General features: G+C 70.5%; 4 protein-coding genes. 3 read left to right on the top strand and 1 reads right to left on the bottom strand.

All coding sequences use genetic code 11. The annotated features are described in order from the left end of the window. Positions 1-59: 59 nt before the first annotated feature. Complete coding sequence (gene tagH / locus EZ313_RS21515; RefSeq protein WP_167772693.1) at positions 60-1349, bottom strand: type VI secretion system-associated FHA domain protein TagH; 1290 nt, start codon at positions 1347-1349, stop codon at positions 60-62. A 275-nt stretch (positions 1350-1624) separates the two neighbouring features. Here tagH and EZ313_RS21510 point away from each other — a divergent pair, with 275 nt between their 5' ends. Genes EZ313_RS21510 through EZ313_RS21500 form a run of 3 tightly spaced genes read left to right on the top strand, consistent with a single transcriptional unit; the run spans position 1625 to position 12282 of the window. Beyond that, the gene (locus EZ313_RS21510; RefSeq protein WP_167772692.1) at positions 1625-3322 is read left to right on the top strand and encodes a ShlB/FhaC/HecB family hemolysin secretion/activation protein; all 1698 of its coding nucleotides are present in this window, start codon (positions 1625-1627) and stop codon (positions 3320-3322) included. Between the two features lie 39 nt (positions 3323-3361). Continuing rightward, positions 3362-10144 carry a two-partner secretion domain-containing protein gene (locus tag EZ313_RS21505; RefSeq protein ID WP_135265379.1) on the top strand — a complete coding sequence of 2261 codons (6783 nt, stop codon included), beginning with the start codon at positions 3362-3364 and terminating at the stop codon, positions 10142-10144. Next, positions 10141-12282: a serine/threonine-protein kinase gene (locus EZ313_RS21500; protein ID WP_135265378.1), complete on the top strand. Its 2142-nt coding sequence runs from the start codon at positions 10141-10143 to the stop codon at positions 12280-12282. The genes EZ313_RS21505 and EZ313_RS21500 overlap by 4 nt, the downstream gene beginning before the upstream one ends. Positions 12283-12394 lie beyond the last annotated feature (112 nt).

The following is a 12394-nucleotide window of genomic DNA, read 5'->3' as shown; positions in this document are numbered from 1 at the left end:
CAGGTCTCCTCAAAAGGCCACTGTAGCGCGCCGCTTGCGGCCCGTGGGGCCGCGGACCTTCAGTCGTTGCGCTGCTGCGACCTGCGGGCGTGGGTGCGCCGCAGGCGGTCGATTTCGCGCAGGTAGGCCGTCATGTAGTAGCGGTCGAACAACTGCTCGCGCCATTCGGCGAGCTTCGCCGCCTTCTTCTCGTAGCCGGTGGTGTACAGGTCCCAGAGCCGGGCGTTGTCGACCACCGAGGCGATGCTCAACTTGCCCTGCAGCAGCTCGCCGCGCAGCTTGCCCGGTTCGAATTCCGCGATGGCGCCTTCGGCCAGGGCGCGCGCGGCTGCCTGCGCCGCGGCCTGGTGCGATCGCGCCTCCTGCGCCGCTTCCTGCAGCGCCTTGTCCGCGGGCGTGTAGCCGGGCACGTCGGGCGGCGAGAGCAGCAGGTAATGCAGCAGGTCCTCGATCGGCATGCCGGACTTCAGCGGGTTGGGCTGCTTGGTGCCCACGAAGGTGCGGTCGGCCGCCTGCATGTCCTTCTTGGCTTCGGCGCGGGTGCTCAGGTGTTCGTTGAGGCACTCGACCACCTGGCGAAGGGACTGGCCGAACCGCTCCCAGTCGAAGTTGAACGACTGCGGCGGCTGCAGCCCCAGCCCGCGGCAGAGCGATTGCAGCGCGTCGCTGTCGGGTGTCGTCGGGTCGCCCTGGACCGCAGCGCGCTCCTCGGCGGCCAGCGCGGCGAGCGGATCCGGTTCCCTGGCCGGGGCGCGGGCGGGCGCCGCGGCAAAGCTGCCGCTGAGCATGCGCCATGAAGTGGACGTGGTGAATGGGTCGTCGCGATCGAAGCTGCCTGGCGCTTGCGCCGCGAGGGAAGCCGATCCCGGCACGGTGGCGTCGGCCCGCTTCGGCCCCGGCGACCACTCGGACAGCAGTTCCGCCCACGGGTCCTTCTCGGTCGCGGCGGCTGCCGGCGAAGCGCTCTTCGCCTCGGGCCCGAGCGGCACCGGCCGCGAGCCCATGCCAGAGAAGTTGGTGGCATCGGGGTCCACCGCCGCTGCGGGGACCGAGACGAGCAGGTGGAAGGAGCCGATGCGCGCCGCCTGGCCATCGCCCAGCACGACCTCGTCACCGGAGAAGTAGTCGCCCTGGTCGGTGTTGATGCCGTTGGCCGAGAGCACCGTCACCTGCGCGCCTTTGCCGGACCAGGCGATGGAGAGGTGGCGCCGCGACACGACCCGGTCGGTGTCGGGCAGGTAGACCGCCGCCTCCGGATCGCGGCCGACGACCACGGGTTCGCCGCCGGGCTTGAGGGTGATGGTCTGCTGGAACGAGGCCGGACCGGAGAAATGCAGGAGATACGACACGCCGTTGCCTGTGGTCTGCGGCCCGCGAGAGCCATTGATGAGCCGACTGCTGTTACAGCTCGAAGCCGAAGACGTGTACCCAGCCGCCGCTTTCGCCGGGCCAGTGTAGCGGCTCATCGATGCGGCACCAACACGAAAGCTTGCCTCCGTGGCTGGGATGCGCCACTGCTGGCGTTCGACGCGATTGACAGAGACGTTAACGAATGTAAGAGTCGGCGGGCTCAGCAGTGAACCTGCAGCGAGCCCAGGCAAACGCCCAGAAGAAGGAGTTGATGTTGAAGAGCAAGACATGGGTGGCCGCAGCGGCAGCGTCGGCCTGCGCGTTACCGGTGGTGGCGCAGCAGGCTCCGCGACCCGACGCGGGCATCCTGCTGCAGCAGGAGCGCCAGGCCCCCTCCGCGCCCGCTGCGGGAACGGCCCCCATCATCGTGCCGCAGCCGCCGACGGTCGCTCCGTTCAGCGAGTCCGTGCGGCTGATCCCCGCGGCCTTCCGCGTGCGCGGCAGCACCTTGTTCCCGGAGAAGACCCTGGTCGCGCTGCTCGACGACCTGGTGGACAAGGAAATGGACATGGAAGGCCTGGTGCAGGCCGCCGCCCGCGTGCGCCGCTACTACCGCGAACGCGGCTACCTCCTGACCGAGGCCTATCTTCCCGAGCAGTTGTTCCCGGCGCGCAACGGCGCCATCCAGATCCACGTGGTCGAAGCGCGCGTGGGGCGCGTCGCGGTGCGGCGCGAAGACGATGCCGTCTCCGAGTCGCTGGCCAACGACATCGTCCGCAAGCACCTGCAGCCCGGCGAGCACATCACGGAATACATGCTGGAGAAGCCGATCCTGCTGCTGCGGGACCTGGTCGGCTTCGACGCGACGGCGGCCGTGACGCCGGGCGCCAACACCGGCGAGGCGGACATCACCGTGTCCGTCAAGCCGCAGGGCGCGCGGGCCGATGGCGTGGTCGGCTTCGACAACTTCGGGGCGCGCAGCGCGGGCGCGGTGCGCATCGGCGGCACGGCCAACCTGAACAACCCGACCGGTCGCGGCGACGTGCTCAGCGCCAACGTGCAGGTCTCGGAACATTCCGGCGCGCAGCTGTACCGCATCGGCTACTCCACGCCGGTGACGGGCTACGCCACGAAGGTCGGGGTTTCGGTCACGCGCACCGAGTACGCGCTGGGCAAGCAGTTCGAAGCGCTCGGCGCCACCGGAACGGGGGATATCTACAGCGTCACGGCCACGCATCCCATCATCCGCTCGCGCACCCGCAACGTGATCGGCGCGTTGACGTACGACCACAAGCGGCTGGACGACGAGACCACCACGCCGCCGACGGACAGCGGACGCCGCGTCGATTCCATTCGCGCCAGCCTGCTGGGCAACTTCGTCGACGAGGCCATCGGGTCGTCGTTCAACAGCTACTCGGTCAACTACACCAGCGGCGAGCTGAAGCTGGACCCGGCGACGCGGGCTTCCGACACCGGCCCGACCGGGCTGCGCACGTCCGGCTCGTTCAGCAAGGTCAACCTCGATTTCCTGCGGACCACGTTCCTGTCCGCGATCAGCCGGGTCTCGATCGGACTGCAGGCGCAGCTCGCCTCCAAGAACCTGACGTCGGCCGAGAAGGTCGGCCTGGGCGGACCCAACGGCGTGCGCGGCTACCCGGTGGGCGAGGCGGTGGGCGACACCGGCGCGATCGTCAGCCTGGAGTACCGCCGTCAATTGCCCGACCTGGCGAAGGTGCCGCTCTCGGCCGGCGTGTTCTACGACTGGGGCTACGTGAAATACAACGAGGCGGGCGCGCCTTTCCCCGTCACGACGCCGAGCGAGTCGATCAGCTCGGCCGGCCTGGGCCTGACCGCCGGCCGCTACGGCGACTGGCTCCTGACCTCCCAGCTCGCATGGCGCACCGACCGCGCCGCGCTCTCCGATCCCGACCGGCGCCCGCGCCTGTGGCTGTCGCTGCAGAAGTGGCTCTGACCGCCTGACCGCACGACCGCCTGTTCAAAGGAGCATCCCATGAACACCGTCATCCCCGAGGACCGGCCCGCGAACCGCACGCTGGTCGTGCGGCTCTCGCGCAAGCTCAAGGCGGTCTACCGCATCCGCCAGGGTGCGGGGCGCGTTCCGCGGCTGCTGGCACGGTTGCTCGCGGGCCTGTTCGCGGCGCAGGTGATGCAGGTGGCGCATGCGCTGCCGCAGGGCCTGCAGGTGCAGGCCGGCACGGTGACGGTGCAGAACCCGAATGCCAATTCGATGGTGCTGAACCAGGGGACGAACAAGGCCATCCTCGACTGGCAGAGCTTCTCGATCGGGTCGGGCCAGTCGGTGCGGTTCCTGCAGCCGGGCGCCGGCGCGGTGGCGCTCAACCGGGTGCTGGGCGGCGACGTCTCGTCCATCTTCGGCACGCTCTCGGCCAACGGGCAGGTCTTCCTGGTCAACCCCGCCGGCGTGCTGTTCGCGCCGGGCGCGCAGGTCAACGTCGGCGGCCTGGTGGCTTCCACGCTGAACATGAGCAACGCCGACTTCCTGGCCGGCAAGTACACCTTCAGCGGCGGCAGCGGCTCGGGCGTGGTCAACCACGGCGCGATCAAGGGCGGTTATGTCGTGCTCGCCGGCGCGCAGGTGACGAACAACGGCACGATCGAGGCGACGCCCGGCGGCTCGGTGGGCCTTCTCGCCGGATCCCGCGTCACCGTGGACCCCAGCGGCCAGGGCCTCGTGAAGTTCTCGGTCGAAGCCGCGGCCGTCAATGCGGCCGCCGCGAACACCGGAACGATCACCGCCGACGGCGGCCAGGTCGCGATGCTGGCCAGCGCCGTCGGCGACACGCTGCCGACTGTGATCAACCAGGCCGGCGTGATCCGCGCCAACTCCATCGCGGAGCAGGGCGCCTACATCAACCTCAGTGGCGGTTCGACGGGCGTCGTCAAGGTGAGCGGCACGATCGAGGCCCGCGGCGACGACGCCGGCGAGAAGGGCGGCACCGTCAGGATCCTGGGCGACCGCGTCGGCCTGATGGCGGGCGCGAAGGTCGATGCCAGCGGGGACGCCGGCGGCGGCACCGTGCTGGTCGGTGGCAACTACCAGGGGCAGGGCGCGGAGCAGAGGGCCGCCGTCACCGTGGTGCAGCAGGGCGCCACGATCGATGCGAGCGCCACCCGCGCAGGCGACGGCGGCAAGGTCATCGTCTGGGCCGATGGGTCGACCCACTTCGCGGGCCAGGTGAGCATTCGAGGCGCGGGCGCCGGCGGGAACGGCGGCTTCGCGGAGGTCTCCGGCCGCCGGCATCTGGCCTTCAGCGGCAGCGTCGACGCACGTGCGGGCGCCGGCGGGCAGAAGGGAACGCTGCTGCTCGACCCCGAGCACATCGAAGTGGTCGACGATCCCGCCACGGCGGACATCGACGGCGATTTCGATCCGCTCGACCCCGCCACGGAGCAGGGCGACGACCATGTGCCGGCCCTCGCGTCCGGAACCATCAGCGCACCCGGCGCGGATGGACTGACCAGCAGGATCTCCAACGACGCGCTGGTGGCGCAGCTCGACCTGTCGAACGTGGTGCTGCAGGCCACGAGCAACATCACCGTGTCCGCGGCCGTGGACGCATCCGCGAATGCGAATTTCGGGGGCAGCCTGTCGCTGCTTTCGACCGGCGGCGCGGGAACGATCGCGATCAATGCGCCGATCACGTTGACGACCGCCGCCACCGCCGGTACGGCCGCGGGCGTCTCGACGTTCACGGCGAATGCGACGGGCAGCGGCAACGTCGTGCTGGCCGCGGATGTCGTGAGCGGAGCTTCGCAGTCGTATATCGGCTCGGTGGCGGTCGATGGCGCGCGGACGCTGACCGGCTCGGCGGTGAACTTCGGCGGCACAGTTGGTGGGAACGCAGCCGGTGGCGCGGACAGCCTCACCGTGAACGGCAATGCTGCCTTCGCCGGCAACGTGGGCGCGGTGGCGCTGGACCGCCTGAGCGTCTCGGGGACGAGCAGCATCGGCGGGAACGTGTCGACCACGAACGGCCAGACCTACTCGGGCGCCGTCACGATCGGCGCTGCCGCCACGATCTTGAACGCCGGCGCAGGGAACCTCGCTTTCGGCTCCACGGTGTCGGGCGCCGCCGGCACGGAGTCGCTGACCACCCTCAACGGCGGCACCCTCGGTTTCGCCGGCCCGATCGGCAACCTGGCGAACTTGACGATCGCAGGCGGTCCGACGTCGGTGAGCTTGCCGGCCACTACGATCACGGGCGCACTGGACGTCGCCGCAGGCGGACTCATCGTCGGCGGCTCGATCACAGCGGGCGGCAATGTCTCGATCTCCACGGCCGGCGGCGGGCTCGCGGTCGGCGGCAATGCCGTGCAAGGCGGCAGCGTGACACTGACCGCGGGTGGCGCTTCGTCCGACATCACCTCCGCCGCAGCGGGGACGATCACCGCCACTGCTGGTAGCGCGACGTTGACCGCCGGACGCAACGTCACGCTCGGCGCGAACCTGAGCGCCACGGCAACGGTGGCCGTCAACATCGGCCAGGCAGGCACGGCCGGCAACCCCGGCGGCAGCTTCAGCACGACGGCGGGCGTGACGTCCAGCGGCGCGACCTTCACGGGCGGCGCAGGTGACGACACCTTCGATTTCAGCGGCGCCTCCGGCTCGATCGCAGCCTCCGTCGCCGGCGCGGGTGGCGCGAACACGCTGAAGGGCCGCAACGTGGCGACGACCTACACGCTCGACCCGACCGCGAACACCGGAAGGACGAGCGACGGGATCAGCGCCTTCAGCGGCATCCAGACCATCGTGGCCGGATCGTTGGGGGACACCGTCGCCGGGCCGGCGGGAGCGACTTACAGCCTGACCGGAACGGACAACCAAGTCTCGGTCCAAGGCATCACAGCGAGCGGCATCGAGCAGATCAGCGGCAGCGGCAGCGGCAACACGCTGGCGGGCTCCAGCACCAGCACGACCTTCGAGCTGACGGCAGCGAATGCCGTCACGGCCGCCAACATCGCGGCAACCGGCATCGGAGCGATCGCCGGCAATGGCGCAGCCGACGTGCTGACCGGGCCGGCGAGCACCACGTACGCCCTGACGGGCACCACCAACCAGGTCCAGGCGCTGGCGGTCACCGCCAGCGGCATCGAGCAGGTCACGGGCATTGGCTCGGCCAACGCGCTTCTGGGAACGAACACCGGCACCACCTACACGATCACGGCGGGCAATGCCGTCACGGCGGCCGGCGTGGCGTTCAGCGGCATCGGCACGATCACCGCGGGCAGCGGCTCGGACACGTTGGCGGGTTCGACCGCCGGCCGCAGCTGGACCCTCAACAGCAGCAACAACGTGAGTTCGCTCGGCATCACGGCCACTGGCGTGGAAGCGATCGCCGGCGCGGGCGCGAGCGACACGCTGCTCTCGCCCGGCGCGACCACGTTCACCCTCAATGGCACCGACCACCAGGTCTCCGCGCTGGGCGTGGCGGCCACCGGCATCGGCACGATCACGGGCAGTGGCGCGGCCAACGTGCTGGTGGGTTCCACTTCGGCCACCAGCTTCGGCCTGACCGGCCCGAACGCCGTGACCGTGTCCGGCATCGCCGCGACGGGCATCGGCTCGATCTCCGGCAACAGCACGGCGGACGCGCTCAGCGCGCCCGCGGGCACGGCGTTCACGTTGAACGGCACCGCGGGCCAGGTCTCTGCCCTGGGCGTGGCGGCGACAGGTATCGAGTCGGTCGCGGGCGGCACGTCGAGCGTGCTGGTCGGATCGAACAACGACACGACCTACACGATCGAGGGCGCCAATACGGTCAAGGTCGACGGGATGACCTTCACGGGCGTGGCGACGATCGATGCAGGCACCGGCAGGGACGCCCTGGCCGGCTCGACGGCGGGGCGCAGCTGGACGCTGACGGGCCTGAACAGCGTCAGCTCTCTGGGCATCGCAACGAATGCGGTGGAAGCGATTTCCGGCGCCGGCACCACCGACATCCTGCTCGCGCCTGCCTCGACGACGTTCACGCTCGACGGGACGAACAACCATGTGTCGGCCCTGGGCGTGGCCGCCACCGGCATCGGCGCCATCGCGGGCACGGGCACGGCCAATGTGCTGGCCGGCTCGGGCTTGCCCACCAACTTCAGCCTGACGGCGGCGAATGCGGTCACGGCGGCGGGGATCGCCGCCAGCGGCATCGGCACGATCAGCGGCAGCAGCGCGGCCGACACGCTGACGAGTCCCGCGGCCGGCGCGACCTACACGCTCACCGGCGCAGCCGGTCAGGTGCAGGTGCTGGGCATGCAGGCGAACGGCATCGACACCGTCGCGGGCATCGGTACGACGGACGTCCTCACGGGCCCGGCGGCGACCACCTACACGCTGAACGGCGCGACCCAGCAGGTGTCCGCCTACGGCGTCCAGGCCACCGGCGTGGAGCGGATCACCGGCAGCGGCACGGCCAACGTGCTGGCCGGCTCGAACCTGGCCACGACCTACACGCTGACCGGGGCCAACGCCGTCACAGTCGCCGGCATCTCCTCCACCGGCATCGGCTCGATCACCGCGGGTTCGGGAGCGGACACGCTGGCCGGCGGCTCGGCCGGCATCGGCTGGACTCTTGCCAGCGCGAACACCGTCACCGCCCTGGGCATCACGGCGAGCTCGATCGAGTCGATCGCCGGCGCGGGCACGACCGACACCCTGATGGCTCCGGCGGCGACGACGTTCACGCTGGGCGTGTCCAACAACACCGTCTCCGCATTGGGCGTCTCTGCCAGCGGCATCGGCACCATCGCCGGAACCGGCGCCTCGAATGCGCTGGTGGGCTCGACGGCCGGCACACGCTTCGTGCTGAACGGTGTCAACGACGTCACCGTGACGGGCATCCATGCGATCGGCATCGGCACGATCAGCGGCAACGGGACGGCGGACGTCCTGACCGGTCCTGCGGCTACGGCCTACACCCTCACCGGCACCGACAAGCAAGTGCAGGCGCTGGGCGTCACCTCCAGCGGGATCGACCTGATCGACGGCAATGGCTCGGCCAACGCGCTGGTGGGCTCGAGCGCTCCGACCACGTTCATCCTCACCGGCATCAACGAGGTCAACGCCGCCAACATCGATGTCAGGGGCGTGGGGACGATCACAGGCAACAGCGCCGCGGACGTGATGGCCGGCGGCGCCGCCGGTACCGTCTGGACGGTTTCGGCGCCCAACACGGTCGCCGCCAAGGGAGTGACCGGCACGGGCATCGAGAGCATCGCGGGCGCGGGAACCACCGACACCATCACCGGCGCACCGGGCGGAACGACCTACGCACTTACCGGCGTGGCGAATGCCGTGGCCCTGCCGGGGCTCGGCGTGAATGCGACGGGCATCGGCACGATCACGGGCACCGGCACCGCCAACCTGCTGGCCGGCACCAATGCGAGCACGGCCTACACCCTCAACGGGCCGAACAGCGTCACGGCTGCGGGCATCACGGCCGGCGGCATCGGCACAGTGAACGCCGGCGCGGGCAACGACAGCTTCACCCTCGCGGCGGGCCAGTCCACGTTCGCCGCAACGATCAACGCGGGCGGCGGCACGAACACGCTGGCCGCAGCCGACGGCGCCAACACCTGGTCCATCACGGGCAACAACGCGGGAACGCTGAACGGAACGACCACATTCAGCAGCGTCCAGAACCTTGCCGGCGGTTCCGGGGCCGACACCTTCCGCCTGGCCGACGCCGGCTCGGTGGCCGGCTCGATCGCCGGGGGAGCCGGCACCGACACGCTGGACTTCAGCGCAAAGACCGGGGCCATCACGATCGCCCAGTCCGGCAGCACGGGCGTCGGCGGCGGCTTCAGCAGCATCGAAGCGGTCATCGGCAACAACAACGCCACGCTGGTGGGCAGCACATTCGCGCTGACCGGCAGCGGCAGCGGCGCCGCGGACGGCATGGCCTACAGCCAGGTCAGCAGCCTCCAGGGCAGCGGCGCTTCCAGCTTCACGGGCGCGGGGGGCAGCGTCAGCGGCTCCATCACCGGCGGCTCCAGCAGCAGCTTGAGCGGCACCATCGCGAGCGGCGGGTCGCAGGCGTACACGTCGGCCACCGTCGCCAATGGCACAACGCTCTCGGCCGGCAGCGGCTCGGTGGCGGTCACGGGCGACATGCAGGGCAGCATCGGCCTGGCGGGCGGCGCGACCAGCATCAGCCTGCAGGACACCAGCGCCGCAACGCCCATGGTGGTCACGCAGCTGCAGGGCGCGCCCAACGCGAACGTCACCGTCACCTCACCGTCGTCGCTGACGATCGACGGCTCGCAGATGTCGCCGTTCTACCCGTCGGGCGTGCTCACGCTCGCGGCCAACAACGGCAGCCTGCTGATCAACAACACGGCGGACCCGGGCCACTGGGTCAGTGCGGGGACGCTCAACCTCACGGCCGTCGAAGGCGGCATCGGCCAGGCGAACAATCCGATCTACCTGAGCAACAACATCGGACCGGTCAACGTGACGATCGGAAGGCTGTTCGCGAGCTACTTCGCCGGCAACGCCAACGCCGACGTCACGACCCGCGCGATCCTGACGGCCTCGTCCAACCAGACCGGCGCGACCCAGGCCGAGATGGTGCGGTTCTTCCTGCAGGAGATGAAGCGCAACGTGGGCATCGGCATCATCGAGGAGCTGGTGCTGTTCGGCCGGACCAACACCGAAGGCATCACCGCGCCGCTGACGTTCCGTACCCTGCAGGCCAACATGCCCCGCTGCACGCAGGAGCAGTTGCAGGGCATGCATTGCGTCGACGTGAAACGACAGTGACCGTCGCCAAGAAACTCGGCCGCTACGACATCGTCCGCACCCTGGGCAAGGGCGCCATGGGCATGGTGTACGAGGGCCGGGATTCGGTGCTGCAGCGCCGGGTGGCGATCAAGACCATCATCGTCGACAACCTCGACTCCAAGTCCGCAGAGGAATACGAGGCGCGGTTCCGCACCGAGGCGCTGGCCGCCGCGCGGCTGCTGCACCCCAACATCGTGCCGGTGTTCGACTTCGGCCGGCACGAGGACATCGCCTTCCTGGTGATGCAATTCATCGAGGGCGACGACCTCAAGCAGCACCTCGACCGCGGCGAGCGGTTCTCCGGCCAGCAGGCCGTGGCCATGGTGCTGGACCTGCTCTCGGCGCTGGACCACGCGCACGAGAACAACATCGTGCACCGCGACATCAAGCCGGCCAACATGCTGATCGAGAGGGGCCGCGTCAAGCTCACCGACTTCGGCGTGGCCCGCATCCAGGATCCGGACGCGGCCAACAAGACCCAGGTGGGCGGCGCCGGCATCGGCACGCCGCGCTACATGTCGCCCGAGCAGGCGCAGGGCCAGCGGGTCGATGCGCGGTCGGACCTGTTCTCCGCGGGCATCGTGCTGTACGAGCTGCTCACCGGCGTGCGGCCTTTCGACGGCGACAACCCGTTCGCGATCATCCACCAGATCGTCAGCTCGGTTCCGCCGCCGCCGACGTACCACAACCCGCGGCTGCCCAAGGCCATCGACCCGGTGGTCGCGAAGGCTCTGGCCAAGGACCGGGAAGAGCGCTATGCCACCGCGCGCGAGTTCGCCATCGCGCTCAAGACGGCCGCGCAGCGCGTGAACTGGAGCGGCGCGACGCCGCCGGCCCCTTCCAGCGGCGGCGCGGCCACGGCACCGGGTGTGTCGGTTCCGGGCCAATCCCGTTCCACTGCTGCGACGCTCCCCTCGTCACCCGCGGACGACGACGAGGCCACGCGGCTGCCCGGCCAGCTGGGTTCCGACACCTCCGGCATCGTCGGCGGGCCGGGGGCGTCCGACATCGGCGGAGCGCTGTCGAGGGACGGTGTGGTCGTCCCGCAGGACCAGACGATCGTCGCGCGCTACGCCGCTCGCGGCACGGAGCCGGCGGACGAAGACGCGACGCTGCTCACGTCCGATGCGATGGCGGCGCGGCTCGAAGCGGACCGGCAGGCCCGCGCCGCCGAGGAGGCCGCGGCGGTCCAGGCCCGGGCCGCGGCGGCCGCCAAGGAAGTGGAGCGGCTGGAGGCGGAAAAACAGTTCTTCGCGGCCAAGGCCGACGCCGAGTCCCGGGCCCGCCTGAAGGCCGAAGAGGCGGCTCGTCATGCGGGCGGCGCGCCCGATCCGCAGCCTGTTGCCCGCGGCAAGAAGTCGAGGATCGTGCCGGTGGCGATTGCAGGCGTCGTGGCGCTCGGCGCGATCGGAGCCGCCGTGAAGTTCATGGGGGTGGAGCGGTCCAGCACTCAAGCCGCCGCGCCTGTGCCCGCAGCGGCAGGCGAGCAGCAGGCCAAGCTGACTTCTCCTGCAAAACCGGAGACGGTTCGACCGGCAGGGCAGGCGCCCGCGGCAGCGCCTGCGCCCGCTCCGTTCAAAGCAGAACCGGCCGCGCCGGCCAAGGCAGCGCCCGCGCCTGCCCCGATGTCCGCCCCCAGGAGCGCCGTGCCGACACCCTCACTGAGTGTGGCGCCGTCACCCGCGCCCGCTCGGCCGACCACACCCGTGCAGGCACCGGCACCCGCCGCCGCGCCCGTGACTGCAGCGCCCCCGCCGCCCGCCGCCGTGGCCGCCCCCGCGCCGGTGCCGACGCCGGCCCCCGCCGCAGCACCCGCTGCTCCGGCCGAAGCACCGGTGCCGGCCCCACTGCCCAACCCGGCCGTCCTGCTCGCGCAGGCGCAGGACGCCGAGCGCGCCGGCAACATGGGCCAGGCCGTCAGCGCGTACCGCCGTGCCGCCAACGCGGGCAGCGGTGTCGCTGCCAGGCGACTGGGCGAGCTCTACACCAAGGGCGAGGGCGGCGTCGAGCGCGACATGCAGCAGGCGACCTTCTGGAACAACCGGGCGCGCGGGCTGGGGGAGCAGGTGCAGCAGAGCGCCGGACCTTGCGCGCTCAAGGTCGGCACGACCTGCTGATGGCGCTGCCTGGCTGACGACTGAAGAACTCCGGTACGCAGAGAACGCAGAAAGCGCGCAGAAAGCGCAAAGAATTCATTGGGATTCTTTCGGCGTTCTCTGCGCGCTTTCT

Source organism: Ramlibacter henchirensis (assembly GCF_004682015.1).
Lineage (GTDB): Bacteria > Pseudomonadota > Gammaproteobacteria > Burkholderiales > Burkholderiaceae_C > Ramlibacter > Ramlibacter henchirensis.
The sequence above is the reverse complement of the archived record's forward strand: the minus strand, read 5'-3'. Positions and strand labels throughout refer to the sequence as shown.

What these genes read in the sequence shown, in the direction of transcription:
- EZ313_RS21505 (WP_135265379.1), top strand. Translation starts at nt 3,362, where the DNA reads ATGAACACCGTCATCCCCGAGGACCGGCCCGCGAACCGCACGCTGGTC.